At 60.7% G+C, this 14,353-nt stretch carries 13 protein-coding genes; 5 read left to right on the plus strand and 8 right to left on the minus strand.

The genetic code is table 11. The features are described 5' to 3' along the window. Positions 1-90: 90 nt before the first annotated feature. The 5 genes from WC698_00870 to WC698_00890 all read left to right on the plus strand — a co-directional run bounded on the left by WC698_00870 (position 91) and on the right by WC698_00890 (position 6,443). Positions 91-2,466, plus strand: coding sequence for a PAS domain S-box protein (locus tag WC698_00870; protein MFA6038805.1), 2,376 nt, complete (start codon positions 91-93; stop codon positions 2,464-2,466). 167 nt (positions 2,467-2,633) lie between these two features. Continuing rightward, the gene (locus WC698_00875) at positions 2,634-3,980 is read left to right on the plus strand and encodes a hypothetical protein (GenBank protein MFA6038806.1); all 1,347 of its coding nucleotides are present in this window, start codon (positions 2,634-2,636) and stop codon (positions 3,978-3,980) included. Positions 3,981-4,029: 49 nt separating this feature from the next. Next, positions 4,030-4,701 carry an RluA family pseudouridine synthase gene (locus tag WC698_00880; GenBank protein ID MFA6038807.1) on the plus strand — a complete coding sequence of 224 codons (672 nt, stop codon included), beginning with the start codon at positions 4,030-4,032 and terminating at the stop codon, positions 4,699-4,701. An 81-nt stretch (positions 4,702-4,782) separates the two neighbouring features. Then, positions 4,783-5,745, plus strand: a complete 963-nt coding sequence (gene trpS, locus WC698_00885) for a tryptophan--tRNA ligase (GenBank protein MFA6038808.1) — start codon at positions 4,783-4,785, stop codon at positions 5,743-5,745. A 113-nt stretch (positions 5,746-5,858) separates the two neighbouring features. After that, complete coding sequence (locus tag WC698_00890) at positions 5,859-6,443, plus strand: Maf family protein (GenBank protein ID MFA6038809.1); 585 nt, start codon at positions 5,859-5,861, stop codon at positions 6,441-6,443. A 97-nt stretch (positions 6,444-6,540) separates the two neighbouring features. Here WC698_00890 and WC698_00895 read toward each other — a convergent pair whose 3' ends face one another. The 8 genes from WC698_00895 to WC698_00930 all read right to left on the minus strand — a co-directional run bounded on the left by WC698_00895 (position 6,541) and on the right by WC698_00930 (position 14,274). Next, positions 6,541-6,726, minus strand: a complete 186-nt coding sequence (locus WC698_00895; GenBank protein ID MFA6038810.1) for a hypothetical protein — start codon at positions 6,724-6,726, stop codon at positions 6,541-6,543. 30 nt (positions 6,727-6,756) lie between these two features. Continuing rightward, positions 6,757-7,452 carry a YgjP-like metallopeptidase domain-containing protein gene (locus WC698_00900; protein ID MFA6038811.1) on the minus strand — a complete coding sequence of 232 codons (696 nt, stop codon included), beginning with the start codon at positions 7,450-7,452 and terminating at the stop codon, positions 6,757-6,759. Continuing rightward, positions 7,449-8,231 (minus strand): hypothetical protein, encoded by a 783-nt coding sequence (locus WC698_00905; GenBank protein MFA6038812.1) that lies wholly within the window; start codon positions 8,229-8,231, stop codon positions 7,449-7,451. Before WC698_00905 ends, WC698_00900 begins: the two co-directional genes overlap by 4 nt. A gap of 115 nt (positions 8,232-8,346) precedes the next feature. After that, complete coding sequence (locus WC698_00910) at positions 8,347-8,940, minus strand: hypothetical protein (protein ID MFA6038813.1); 594 nt, start codon at positions 8,938-8,940, stop codon at positions 8,347-8,349. A 111-nt stretch (positions 8,941-9,051) separates the two neighbouring features. Then, the gene (locus WC698_00915; GenBank protein MFA6038814.1) at positions 9,052-11,109 is read right to left on the minus strand and encodes a glycoside hydrolase family 15 protein; all 2,058 of its coding nucleotides are present in this window, start codon (positions 11,107-11,109) and stop codon (positions 9,052-9,054) included. A 45-nt stretch (positions 11,110-11,154) separates the two neighbouring features. Then, positions 11,155-12,480 carry a glycoside hydrolase family 57 protein gene (locus tag WC698_00920; protein MFA6038815.1) on the minus strand — a complete coding sequence of 442 codons (1,326 nt, stop codon included), beginning with the start codon at positions 12,478-12,480 and terminating at the stop codon, positions 11,155-11,157. A 148-nt stretch (positions 12,481-12,628) separates the two neighbouring features. Next, positions 12,629-13,849 carry a glycosyltransferase family 4 protein gene (locus WC698_00925; protein MFA6038816.1) on the minus strand — a complete coding sequence of 407 codons (1,221 nt, stop codon included), beginning with the start codon at positions 13,847-13,849 and terminating at the stop codon, positions 12,629-12,631. A 179-nt stretch (positions 13,850-14,028) separates the two neighbouring features. Then, complete coding sequence (locus WC698_00930) at positions 14,029-14,274, minus strand: GlsB/YeaQ/YmgE family stress response membrane protein (protein ID MFA6038817.1); 246 nt, start codon at positions 14,272-14,274, stop codon at positions 14,029-14,031. Positions 14,275-14,353 lie beyond the last annotated feature (79 nt).

The raw sequence follows: 14,353 nt of genomic DNA on the forward strand, positions 1-14,353 counted from the left end.
GTTCATGAGCGGGAGTCCGCAAGGGGCGGGAGCATCAAAAGGAACACCTTCACTTCCCTTTTTCTCAGGAAGAGGTTTAATAGCTTCCTCATGCCCTCTGCACGCAAGAGCCGCCGCCCCCAAGCCCACCGCAACCACGGCGGGTTGTTTGGCTATGCCGCAAAAAAGCGGGGCACGGACAAGGTCCGGAAAGCGAAGAAGCGCTACCCCACACCCGCCGAGGAGTGGGACGAGCAGTTGCATGTCGTTGCCGAGGCGTTACCGCAGATCGTATGGACGGCGGATCCCAGCGGGTACCAGGATTATTTTAACAGCCGTTGGTTCGAGTACACCGGCCTCACGGAGAGGCAGGCATACAGGGGCAAAACAGCACTCCACCCCCGGGATTTCCCCGTCTATGTGGAACGCTGGTCGAAAGCGTTGAAGTCCGGGAAGGCCTATGAGGCGAAATACCGGTTCCGTCGCGCTTCCGACGGCATGTACCGCTGGCACCTGGTGCGCGGGCTTCCCCTCCGGAACGGGAAAGGGAAGGTGGTGAAGTGGGTGGGGACCTTCACGGATATCCACGACATCAAAGAGACGGAGGAAGCGCTGCGGGAGAGCGAGAGGCGCCTTGCGCGCACGCAGAAGATCGCCCGCCTCGGCAGTTGGGAACTGGACCTCGTCAAGGGTACGTTGGCCTGGTCCGATGAAGTGTATCGGCTCTTCAATCTGCCGCCTCACACGTTCGAGGCTACCTACGAGAAGTTCCTGAAGATGGTTCACCCGGACGACCGCAAGGCCGTAGACGATGCGTATACGGGATCCCTGCGGGAAGGAAGGGATACGTACGAAATCGAACACCGGATCGTCCGTCATCGGACCGGGGAAATACGCTGGGTGTATGAGAAGTGCCACCATTCCCGGAATGCAGATGGCAAGATCGTCCGCTCCGTGGGGATGGTGATGGACATCACCGAGCGCAAGAAGACGGAAGAGGAAATGGCTCGGCTCGCCTCGTTCCCCAGGCTCAATCCCCATCCCGTTTGCGAGGTGGACCTGGAGGGGCGCCTCCGGTACGTCAACCCCGCTGCCAGGAAGCTGTTCCCCGGCATGCTGAAGAGCAGGCTCAAGCACCCTTGGCTGGCGGGGCTGCAGACGTACACGAAGCTTTTCCGAACGCAACGCACCGGCCTTACAACGCGTGAGGTGACCGTGGGTCCCCTGTGGTTCGAGCAAACGCTGCACCTCGTCCAGCCGAACTGCATCCGCATTTACGGTGTGGACATCACGGAGCGGAAGAGGGTTTCCGAGAAGGTGCAGCGGCTCAATGAGGAATTGGAGAAAAGGGTGGAGGAGCGCACGCGGGAAATCGAGATTCTGCGGAACCGCGACCGCACCACCCTGCGACGCCTCAATGACATGATCAATAACGTCCACGTGGGCATGATCGCCACCGACGAAAACGGGGTTCTTCTCCATGTGAACAACCATTACTGCGACATGTTCAACATCATCGACAGGAGCAACCTCATCGGCAAGCACATCAGGGATCTGCTCCATGAAGTGAAAGGTTTCTATGTGCAGCCTGAGGAGGCGGAGCGGACGGTGGAAAGGGCCCTGCGGCATTTGCCCGTGCAAGGGTCGGAGATGCAGTTCAAGGACGGCCGCATCATCCTGCGGGATTACATCCCGATCTTTGATGAGGGGGTATTCCGCGGCAACGTGGGTGTGTTCCGCGATATCACGCGGGAGAGGCGCATCGATGCGGCGAAGTCGGATTTCATGTCCTTTGCTTCCCACCAGCTCCGCACGCCCCTCACGGCCATCCGCTGGGCGCTGGGAAGGCTCCGGCGCGCTCTCCCTCCGGAAGCAAACCGCTCCAAGGAACTGGTGGAGCTGGTGGAGGCCGCCCACCGGGGCGCAAAGAACATGGCGGAAACCATCAATACCATGCTTTCCATTGCGCGCATTGAGGCGGGAACGGTGTCCTTAACCGTGTCGGAGGTACGTTTGCGTTCCCTGTTGCAGCAAGTGAAGGGTACCTTTGAGCAAGAGTGCGCCCAACGGAACCAGACCGTCATCATCCGCTGCCCCCCCGCCCTCAAGATCCATACGGACCTCAAGCTCTTCAGTGAAGTGGCGGTGAACCTGCTCAGCAATGCGGTGAAGTATTCACCGGAAGGCACACGCATCACCATCGTCGCGCACACATCGCGGAAGGGGATGCGTTTGGACATCCATGACCAGGGGTACGGCATCCCCGGGCACGAGCAGGACAGGATATTCGGGAAGTTCTATCGGGGGGAGAACGCGGTGCGGACGCTGGCGGAGGGCACGGGGCTGGGGCTGTATCTGGTGTCCCTCCTCGTGCGCACGCTGCAGGGGAAGGTGACATTCGTGTCCAAGGAACGGAAGGGGAGCACATTTACCGTGGTACTGCCTTTGCGCCTTCCCCAAGCCGCCCCGGAGCAACCCGCGGTTTGAATTGATTCGCAGGCAGCGACTGCAAGAGCATATGGCGTCTGGAGCATATCGGTTGTAAAGTATTCTATCTATCGTCTTTCTTCCGCATGCCTCACTCCGAATCAGAATCCGGGTTTCCTCCTGCCCTGGGTTCGGCATCCCCTTCGCATCTGTACCCCGCCAGAGCCGTGGGCGAAGCCTTGTCCGTGGTGTACGGCATCGTGGAGGAGCGCGTGAAGCAGAGGATGGTCCATACGGGTAAGGACATACAAAGCCTCTTGGCCCCCCAATTGTGCATCAGTGTTCCCGCCCTCATCCATCGCATCATCGACGATATCGTCTACGTGTTGGGGACACATGCCATCCTGAAAATGAAAGGCGAGGAAGGGTTGATACCCGTCGACCTCACCCGATACATTCTCCTCACTGAGGTTGCGATTCGGGAACTCATGAAGCAGCCGGAACGCGTGACGGATGATATTCTCTTCGATGCCATGAAGGATGAAAGCTTGGAGAGCGCCATCTACCAGGAACGGAAGCAAGGATGGCCAACATTCCACAGGTTCATCTCTTCACATGAGGCCAAAGCGGGTCTCATGCGCAGAGTGCCCGCGGAAGGGAGATGCGCATGGAAAGTGGAAGATGAAGCCGAAGCGGATGCATTATGGAGAAACCGCGAATCCGTCATGATTTCCGAGGATGTCAGTACGGCGTTTCAGATACTCCACACGGATACTACGGGATGGAACGTGGTGGCCTATAATGACATGCAACGTGTCGCCACCATGATGGGGGGGTTCATTACGCCGAGGACGCGTGAACAAATCGCAGAACGCATCCGGGACCCTTCCTTCTGCATCATTCGCGGCGGCGGGGAGGTGCGGAACGCCAACACCGGACAGAAGGAGTTCATTGCGCCCGCAGATATCCAAGTGCACCTTCCGAAGGATCTGCCACCGCATCCCATGATGCGGAAGGAAGACGAAGAGTATCCGTTTACAACTCCGGAAGGCTGGCAGCGGGGGAAGAGCCCGTATTTTTTGGGTGCGGAAGACGTGAGCGCGGATCTTATTTGTAACCCATTTTCCGTCGCAGCGGTGGAAGACTTGTGCTGTGCCTTCGGGTGGGAACACCATGGGTTCGCATCCTTTGCCCGCAAGGAAGCTGAACGGTACATCCGCGACGAGGTGAACCCAGGCCGTAAGAATCCCATACGCTGGCTCCTGGCAGAAATCTTTACCATCGATTCCCTCATTGATACGCAGCCGGGACGCCACGGCCTCAGCCGTTACCGGCACATTGATCCGCTGACGAATCAAGATCTCGGTCCCATGACGAACTACAACAGCCGGAACGTGCATCGCCAATTCCTGCCCGTTTGGGAGCGTCTCAAGGATGAGCCCATCTTTCGGCGGGGGAAGGACAAAGATCCGGAAAACCCCCGTTACCGGCTTCGCATCATCTGGCGCGCTGAGGCGTATCCCTTGGATGAGGAAGGAATGGACCTGATCCGGCGGGTCTGGAATTGCGATTAAGTGCCCGTAACGGGTTTCTGGGGGCAGAGGGAATCTGTACACTCTTCCCATGCCTATCCACCCCGACCGCATCCTTTGGGAAGATGATGCCTTCCTCGCCGTGAGCAAGCTCCCGCGGGAGCTGGTGGTGAAGGGCAGCGGCCCGGTGCAGCGTCTTCCCCTCCTGGATTTCCTCAAGAAGGACTATCCGGGGCTCCGTCCCGCCAATCGTCTCGATTTCGAAACGTCCGGCGTGGTCCTGTTCGCCAAGACCAAGGCGGCGCTGGAAGCGGCCATTGCCCAGCAGAAAGCGGGAGAGTGGGCCAAGACGTACCGGACGCTCGTCGCGGGCTATGTGAAGGCGGATCGGGGGGAAATCGCCAAGCCCCTCCCCGCGCGTACGGGCAAGGGGGACGCGCACGCCCTCACAAGGTACCGCGTCCTGGAGCGCTTCGCCGGAGTCACCTCCCTCGAGGCGGAGATCATCACCGGCCGCCATCACCAGATCCGGCGCCACTTCAGCCTCATCGGCAACCCTCTCGTGTTGGACCACGTGTACGGGGAAGAGAAGTTCAACAGGGCGTTCGCCCACGAGTTCCGGTACCATCACTTCTTCCTCCATGCGTTCTCCCTGGCCTTTCCGCACCCTTTTACGGGGGATAAGGTGCGGGTAGAGGCAAAGCTGCCGATGGCGTTTGAGGAAGTGTTGGGGAAATTGAGGGGAATACAACATGAGAAATGAGAAATGCAAAATGGCCGTCGGCGCCGTTTGGGGAAAAGGAGGCATTTCACATTTTGCATTTTGCATTTATCATTCCGGGGCATGCGTGTCCTCTCGGGTATCCAGCCCTCCGGCCAGCTCCACCTGGGGAATTACTTCGGTTCCATTAAGCCCAATCTGGGGTTCCAGGGCAAAGCAGACCAGGGCTTCTTCTTCATCGCGGATCTCCACGCCCTCACCACCGTGCAGGATGCGGGCGTGTTGCGCCAAGCGCGGGAAGATATTCTGCTGGATTACCTGGCCTGCGGTTTCGACCCCGCGAAATCCATTCTCTTTTGCCAATCGCACGTGCCGGAGCACACGGAACTGATGTGGATCCTCTCCACCGTCACGCCCATGGGCCTACTGGAACGCGCCGTGAGCTACAAGGAGAAGGTGGAGAAGGGGATGACGGCTTCGGCGGGGCTCTTCACCTATCCCGTCCTCATGGCTGCGGACATACTGCTGTACCAGGCGGACCGGGTGCCTGTGGGCAAGGACCAGAAGCAGCACCTGGAGATCGCGCGGGACATCGCGGTGAAGTTCAATAACCTCTACGGAGAGACCTTCACGGTGCCGGAGCCGATGATCCGGGAAGAAGTGGCCGTGGTCCCCGGCACGGACGGGCAGAAGATGAGCAAGAGCTACGGAAACACCATACCGCTCTTCGGCGACGAGAAGGCCGCGAAGAAGGCCATCATGGGGATCGTGACGGACTCCAAGGGGGCGGAGGACCCCAAGGATCCCGATACCTGCGTCATCTTCCAGATCCATAAGCTGTTCCTTTCGCCCGAGGGGCAAAAAGCCCTCGCCGAGGAGTACCGGTCCGGCCTTCCCTATGGGGAGGGGAAGAAGAAGCTGCTCCAGGCGTATCTCGATTTCAGCGCCCCCCTGCGCAAGAAACGGGAAGAGTATGCCGTAAAACCGGATCTCGTCCGGCAGATTTTGGAGGAAGGCGCGCTGAAGGCGAAGGGTATTGCGGAGGAAACGATGACAAAGGTCCGGGAAAAGGTGGGACTCCTCTGAAAACGTACGTTCCCCCTTCCTCTTACCCCTCATCCTAGCCCTCTCCCGCCCTTCGACCTCGCTCAGGGTCTGCGAGGAGAGGGCATACTCCTTCACAAGAAGATCTCATTCCCATGAATCAGAAGCTTATCCTCGCGTCGGCCAGCCCCCAACGGAAGACGCTTCTGGAAGGCCTGGGGCTGCCTTTCGACGTGATTCCGAGCACGTTGGATGAAGGGGTGCATCCGGAATGGGATGATCCCGCGCGCCGTGCGCGCCTGCTGGCGGAACTCAAGGCCAAGGAAGTGGCGCTGGCACACCCCCGCGATTGGGTGATCGGCTGCGACACGCTGGTGGAATCGCCCGATGGCGTCATCTTCGAAAAGCCCCGTGACGAGCGGGAAGCGCGCGCCATGGTTGCGGCGCAGAGCGGCAGGACGTCGGTCGTGCATTCCGGCCTCTTTGTGATCACGCCGGAGGGGGCGCATGTGGAGGGGGTGTCTTCCTCCCGGGTGCGCTTCAAGCAACTGACGGAAGGGGAGTTGGATTGGTGGATCCGTACGAATCAATGGCAAGGCCGTTCGGGATCCTTCCAGATAGACGGGCTGGGTCAGTTGATGATTGAGGAGATCACAGGGGATTGGACGGGTGTCGTGGGGCTGCCGGTGTTCCTCCTCGGGGAGTTGCTGCGGGAGGCGGGGTATCCTCTCCACGTGTAAAGACGAAGGGTGAAGTCAAAAATGTGTACACATGTGTGTACACAATATATAGGATAAGTCCGACTCGTTCGACAATAGACGGCATCCGTCTTCTCACTTACTTCACTTCATCCTCAATGGGGTCGTGCCCTTCGCCTGCCCTGGTGAGATCGTCGCCAAGGTTGCCGTCACCGTAGATGGCTTTATCGGATTGTTCCTCTTCCTCCTTCTTTTTCTTCGTGTCGTCATCATCTCCTCCAGATCCTTTCTTCTTGCCGCCGCCGATGTGCGCTTGGTTCGTCATGACCGTAGTATATATCTCTCCCTCCCGGCCTCACAATGCGGAAAGGCGGAATGTTCGCAGCTTCTTGCGGGCTTCCCGGAAGGCGGGGAATCCCGTTTCCACGGTCCGCCAGTAGGCTTTGGTATGTCCGCGGTGCAGGCGGTGTGCCAGTTCGTGCACGATCACGTACTCCAGCAGGTCTGCCGGGAGGAAGAGCAGGGCGGGATTGAGGGAGATGCGTCCCCGGGAAGAGCAGCTGCCCCATTGGGACGTGGCGTAGCGGAGGACCACGTCCCGCAGGGGGACGACGAGGGTGCCGCGGTTCACGCGCAGCACGAGCGCGGCCAGGGACGGGCGTTCGCTGCGGCAGAGGAGGCGCCAGAGGAAGCGGTGGAGCGTCCGTCTGTCCGTTTGCGGCCCCACGGCAATATCCCATCCGTCCCGCGTGCGACGTCCCAGGGTTCTCTTTCCCGGCCGGAGGGAAAAGCGGCAGATCCTTCCGTGGGAGAGGGCGAGGGCGAGGTCCGTTTGTCCTTCCAAGAGGGGGTGGAACGGACGGACGGCGGTCTGTGTACGCTCGCGGCGGAGGACATCCCGCATGCGGCGCAGCAGGATCTCCACATGTTCCCGCTCCTCACGAGCGGAAAGGTTGCGGGCGAGGCGGATGACCACGGTCTCCTCCCGCAGGACGGCGCGGGAGTGCCGATTTCTTGTACGCTCGATGCGGTGGTCGGGGTTGTTGTTCATGAGGAGGAACTCCCGCTTCCGGATTGCACAGCCTGCCCTGCGCATGCGTTGATCGTTCCCAATGCCACAGGGAGGACGTCGGTGCCCGCATCTCCTCGCTGGACGGCGCGGAGGGTGGCTTCTTCACTCAGGAGGCATGCTTGCAGCATACCGTGCACGGTGGAGCCGGAAGCGCCGGCCGCTTCCAGGTCCGAGAGGAGCAAGGACGTCCAGGCGAGGGCGCGGTCTGTGCGCAGCAGGGTGCGGGCGGCGAAGAACTTGGAACGGAAAACGCGCTGGAGCTTGCCGCGTGCATCGGCCACTTGGACGGTGTCCTCGTAGACGTCGCTGTCGATGCCGTTGATGATCAGTTGGATGGCCTCGCGGAGGGCATCGACCTGCGTGAAGAAAGCCTTGCGGATGCCGTCATCCACGCCGGCGAGCAGGGCGCTGTATTCGCGCTCGCGGCGCAGCTCCTCGCGTTCCAGGGAGAGTTCCGAGCGGTAGCAGCGCAGCAGCGTGGGGAGCTTGGTATCCCGGTTCGCCTGGCGCAAATCCGCGCGGCAGGCAATGCGGAGTTCCGTGCGCATGCGGAGGTAATCCGCATGTTCCCGCGCACGCGTGGCATCGCGTTTGGAGCCCGCCACCAATTGCTTGCGCATGTTCAACGCCCGTGCGGCGCGTTCGGCCTGCCAGGCATCGGCGGAAGAAGACCCGGATCCCGTGGGAACGGTTTGCGCACACACGGATCCGACCGTGAACACCAGGAGGACGGCAGGGAGGAGGAACAGGCGACGCATGGGAGGATGATAAATGCAAAATGAGAAATGAGAAATGAGAAATGGTCTAACCGCAAACTCCGCATGAGGAAATACCCTCGTCCTTCTTCATTCTTCATTTTGCATTCTTCATTCTTTACCGTCCCCCGTCCCTACCCGGCAGTTCCGTCCTCTGCAAGAAACGGAACGTGGAGAGGATTTGTTCCGGCTCCGTGAAGATGGATTCCAGGTCCTTGATCTTGGCCGCCTTCGCGGCCACGAGGTCCGGATCCGTGGTGCTGAGGGTAAGGGTGGCGCGGACGATGGTGTAGGTGCCATTCAAGCCTTGAGTGGGGAAATCCCGCACGAAGAGGTAGGTTTCCGAGAGGGAGCGGAGGTCGTCGTTGGTGAAGTACGGCGTGGTGAGTGCATAGGCCTGCCTATCCTGCACTTTCCATCCGGCGAGGCGCATTTCCGGCACCTGCTCCTTTTTGAGCGTGGAGCGGAGGGTGGTGAAGACAATCTGGTTGCGGACGCCGTTCTCCTCGGGAACCAAGGCTTCCAGAACCGTCGTCTTCCCTTCTTCACGCACGGCGTAGGTCTTGGGATAGCGGAAGGCGAAGGAATACTCGGCGGACCGGTATGTGTTCCAATCCGCGTCGCGCACATCCTGCACACAGCGGACGAAGGAGGAGGCAGGCAGAGGGGGAACGGCGCTCGCCGATCCCGCGTAGCGGCCTCCCAATGTCATCGCGCCGGTCGTGGTGAGGACGAGTCCGCAGGCGAAGCCCGTGAAGAATGTGGAGGCTTTGATGACGGGGAGTGTAGTTCCGAGAGGGCCGATGTATGCATTGCTCCGGTGCTAAATTGTTTTCTTTGATATCTCCTCCTCCTTCTCCAGGTATTTCAACACCGTTTCCACGAACGTGGAATGGCTCCATGTGAGGGGGGCGACGGAGAGGGGGGCGCCGGTCTGGGGATGGTACTGTTCGGCGAGGATACCCGCGGGGGAAGCCCGGCTTGCAGCCCAGTGCAGCGCTTCGCGGGCGTAGAGGAGGTCTTCGGGCTTCTTTGCCCGGGCGATGCTCCACTGGGCGTCCCAGAGCGTGGTGATGATCCAGGGGTTGCCGGGGAGATCTCCCCCCACGGGAACCACTTCCTGGTACCGGTCACCGGGGTACCGCGCCATGCCGCCTATGCCCATGCGCACCTTGAGCTGCTGCCGGAGCTGCTGCATGGTGGAGATGACACGGGGGTCATCGGGCGGGAGCACGTCCAGAAGCCATACGGCGGCCAAACTGGCGTCGGGCGTCAGGTTGCGGCTGAGGGTGGCGCCGTCTCGGCGCTGGATGTACTTCACGAAGCACTTCGTCCCCTCGTCGAAGAGGTGGAAGAGGAGCGCCTGCCGCATCTGGTCCGCCACGGTTTGGTACCGCTCCGAGTGCTGGTGGTGCCCCAGCACGTTGGCGATCTGCGCGGCGGCGTGCAGTCCGGCGATGGTGCAGGCGGTGGTGTACGTGAACACCCCCCGGAATTCCTCCCATGGGTCGTAGCTGGCGAGGGGAAGGCCGGTCTGCTCCTCGCGGAAATCGCACAGGAATTGCGCGGCCCGCTTGACGAAGGTTTCGAACATCTCCTGCAGGAACTCGAAATCCTGCTGGCGCTCGAAGTGCTTCCCCAAGGCGTAGATCACGAGCGCGGTCTCATCCTCCTGGATGGGCAGCTGCGGCTCGCCGTCCTTGAACCAGGGGTGCCACGTGGAGCCAGGGGAACCGTCCGGGTTGTACTTGTGCAGCAGGTAGCCGTCGGGCATCTGGATGGACGCGCAGAATTGGAAGAACTTGCGCGTCACCTCGCCGTACCCCGCCCGGTCCAGCGCCAACGAGACGAAGGCGCCGTCCCGCGGCCATACGTAGGAGTAGGTGTCGCGGTTGAAAGCCATGATGTCCGCGTCCGCCGCGGCCACAATGCCCCCCTGGCGGTCCACGTGCGTCCGGATGATGAGGAGGCTGCGCTTGAACAGGTCCACGATGTCCGGCGCCAGCGAGCCGAACGCCGGCTGCGTTTTGTTCACCCAGCTCTTCCAGTAGTTGTGGCAGTTGCGGTGCAGGCGGTCCGGCGTTTCCGTGAGGACGGTCTCCTGCAGGTGCAGTACTTCGTCCAGCGACATCCCTACGCACACCCACAGCACTGCTTCCGTTTCGCCGGCGGCAGAGACGTCGCAGTGGAGGCTCACGGTGGAATCCACGGAACCCTGCTCCACGGGATTGCGCGCCAGTACGCCGTCTTCGGCGTCTTTCCACGTCCCTTCCAGACCGCGGAAGTGAGATTTTCCCACCGTGAAATCCGAGAGCCCCGACCGGCGCAATTTCTCGCGGCTGCGGAGCGCGGTGGCGTACGTGCCGTCCCCGGACGCGGCGGGAGGGGTGGGGCGGGTGGCATCCGGCAGACCGCCGATGAGGAAGTAGCGCTTCTGGCGGAAGTGGATGACGCTGTTGGTGTACGGCTCGTAGAAAGCGGTGTCCTTCTGCTTGTCGCTGTAGATGTGGAAGTCATGGTTGAAGAAAATGCGTACCTTCTTCGGCTGGCCGTCCTTGCTCCGCAGGAAGAAGTGCCGCATGAGCAGGTTATGCACGGGATGGACGTAATCCCTCAGGGTAACGGACAAGCCCAGTGCGTCATTCTCGAGGAGGGAGTTCCCCACCAGCGTCTCTTGCGCGTACCGGGGCGCCACTTTCCACGAAGGGTCATTGAGCCAGGCGAAGCCTCTGCCCTCCACCCAAAAGCCCACGCGGTGCACTTTTCCGTACGTCGTCTGGTCCTCCATCCCCACGGAGGGGTAGTAGAAATCCCGCAGCTGCAGCGCTTCGTCGAACGTGGCGAGCAGGGTGCCGTTGCCGATGACGAGGGAGCGGGGCATCTGAGGTAAGCGGGAGAAGTGATTCTTCCGGAGAGTTTTCAGCTGTCAGCTCTCAGAGGATGGGAGAGAGGAACGCGCGCGCGTTCGTGCTGGTCGCTGAGAGCTGAAGGCTGACCGCTGTTGCTCCGCTTCCGCTGCGACGCGTTGTCGCAGGTCGCACAGCGCGTGGGAGTATCTCCGGTACGCCTCGTAGGGGGATTCGTAGGGGCTGAAGTACTTGTGCACGTCCCCGTCGCTCCAGTACTTGGTGGACATGTAGTAGAAGTGGTCGGAGGTCTGCAGCTTGCGCCAGATTTCCAGGAGGAGGGGATTGTCCAATGCCTTCACCTGCTTCTCCAGCGCGTAGACGGCCTCCAACGCCGCGCCCTGGATGCGGTTGCCCTGCCAGGCGGAGAGGTCGCGTTCCATGTCCGCCCAGGAGATGAAGTGGTGCGCGTCGTATTCTTGCGTGTGCTCCCGTTCCCACACATCGATCACTTCCGAGGGCGTCGCGGTACGGATGCCCCGTTCGCGCCAGATGCGGGGGAGTGCCTTGAGGAACTCGAAAATCCCCGTATCCGCCCACTGGTGCTCGCCGAACGTCTCGTAGTCCATGAAGAGGTTGATGCAGTGTCCCCCGCTGGCCAGGAGCCAATCCGTGAAGGTGTCCGCATGGAGCGGGAAGCCGATCCAGGACTTGTCCGAGAAGCGGAAGGCCACGTCGTCGGAGAGGCGGTAGTTCTTGAGGAGCACGTGGATGTGCTCGGCGGGGCGGGGGAGGGGGCGCTGCTTCCGTATCGTCGCTTCCATGGTGCGGGAGAGGCGGAAGGAAGGCGGGACGAACGGTTCGTTGGGGCTCCTGCCCCGCAACAGGTGGTCGGCGCCCTCGGCCAGCACGCCGTGGAACCCCATGAGGCGCGCGATGTGCGCGAGCTCGTTGCGGTAGATGAGCTCCGTATTGCGGAAGATGCGGGGCGTTTGGCCGAACAGTTCCCGTACGGTGCCCACGTGCTTCTTCACCTGGGAGACGAACTCCGGGATGGATTTGAGGGAACTGAGGGAGTGGTAGTACGTCTCCGCCAGGAACTCCACCCTGCCCGTGGCCGCGAGGTCCCGGAAGGACTGCAGCACGTCCTGCCCGTACTCCCGGCACTGGTCCAGGAACACGCCGGAGAGGGAGTAGGAAATCCGGAAATCGTCGTACGTTTGCAGGAGCTCCAGCATCAACTTGTTCGCGGGCAGGTAGCACTTCTCCGCCACCTTGCGGAACACGGCCTTGTTCTTGTGCTCATCGAAGTACTGCGGCTCCCCTTGGCCGATATCCCCGATCCGCAGGTCGCGGAGGCGGTAGGGTTGGTGGACCTGAAAGTAGAAAGAGATCAGAGGGGTCATGGGAGTGGAGGGAGGAGGGGAGAGAGGAATCCGAAGAAACCGAGGAAACCGAAGAAAGACGATGGAATGACTCCTCGGACTCTTCGGTTTCTTTGGATTCCTCGGTTTCTTTTTGCCAGATACTGCATTGCAGAACAAACAGGCATGTTCAGGAATGGGAAAGGTTAGAATAAATAGACCTCACCTTGTCCGCCTGGTTCCTCCACGTGAGCCGCTGCAAGATCCGCGGAGCCTCCGTCTTGAGCTGCAGGGCGAGCGGCTCTTCCCGCAGGATCGTGAGGATGCAATCCGCCATCTTCTCCGCGTCCCAATAATCCACCTTGAACGCGTGGTCCAGCACTTCCGCCACGCCCGATTGCTTGCTCACGATCACGGGCGCGCCGTGCGCTATGGCCTCCAGCGCCACCAGACCGAATGGCTCCGAAAGAGACGGCATCACGAACACGCTGGCCGCTTGGTAGAGCGACTGCACCTCCCGCTTGTCCACCTTGCCTGTGAAGATCACGCTGTCTTGCAAGCCCAATGCGCAGGCGCGGTCGATCAATTGCGGCATCATGGGGCCGTCCCCCGCCATCACGAATTCCGCATCCGGACGGTGCGCGCGAACAAGGCGGGCGATTTCCAAGAACTGCCAGGGATTCTTCTGCACCGTGAGCCGTCCGAGGAACAGGATGAGGGGATGCCTACGGCTGCCGTAACGCGCCAGGAGGGCGGGGGGGGCCACGTCCCTGGGCTGGTCGTGACCGTTATGGACCACGGAGATCTTTCCGGACGGGATCCCGTAGTGGCTCACGAGGAGCTTCTTGGTGTAGTTGCTTACGGCGATCACCCGGTCGGCGGCCATCAGCCCCCGGCGCTCCCTCTCTGCGATCCAGGAGTTGGGATGGAAGTCCGTGCGGTCGAATTCCGTCGCATGGATGTGCGTGACGAGCGGTTTCCCGTGATGCTTCGCCGCGCGCAAGCCCGCTTCATACGTCATCCAGTCGTGGCAGTGCACCACGTCCGCAGCCACATCCTTGGTCAACTCCACGCTCAATGCCGTGAACTGTTCCACGGCCTGGGCAAGGTCCGGCCCGTAGAGGTGCGGGTTGTCTTTGGCGATGCAGTCCTTCTGCCACCGTTCCTCATACGAGCGTACGCCGTCGTAGGGGTCAAGGATGCTTGGCACCAGCACCTGCGACTTCATTTCTTCCGTGGGGAAGCGCACATCCAACTGGTCTTCCCCCTCGCCGAGGTTGTGCGGCAAAACCAACGTCACACGGACGCCGTTCCCCAGGAGCCCGCGCACGAGTCCCTGGCATGCGACACCCAATCCTCCCGAATGGTGCGGGGGGTACTCCCAGCCAAACATCAGCGTATGGAGTTTCATGGAATGGTGTTTGTGTCTGCGTGTCCGTTCTCTGAAAAATTCTTCAGAGAATCAATAGATTGTATCACAAATCATTTTGTTGGGCTATGGCTTATCCGCCCCCTCAAGACAGGGAAGCAAAGAACCTATGGACGAATGCAAAAAAGTATCTCTCAATACTATGTTGATGACCCTTCCCCTCAGGATGCGGTGCGGAACATCTTGATGATCGCCAAAAGAATGATGGCACCGATGGTTGCGGTGACGATGGAACCCGCAAAACCGTACTGCGTGATGCCCAGTAGGCTGAAGATGTAGCCGCCGATCACTGCACCAACGATACCCACGATAATGTCGCCCACAAGGCCAAGGCCGTACCCTTTTACCACTTGGGATGCGATCCAGCCTGCAATGAGACCGATGAGGAGGTACGCAAGAAGATCCATAGAATAGAGGGGGAGGAACTGGAAAATCGTATGTACGACGGGGACCGGAACGGGCACTTACAGCCGGTATTGCGGTTTG

This window comes from Candidatus Peribacteraceae bacterium, assembly GCA_041661065.1.
Lineage (GTDB): Bacteria > Patescibacteriota > Gracilibacteria > Peribacterales > Peribacteraceae > CAIKAD01.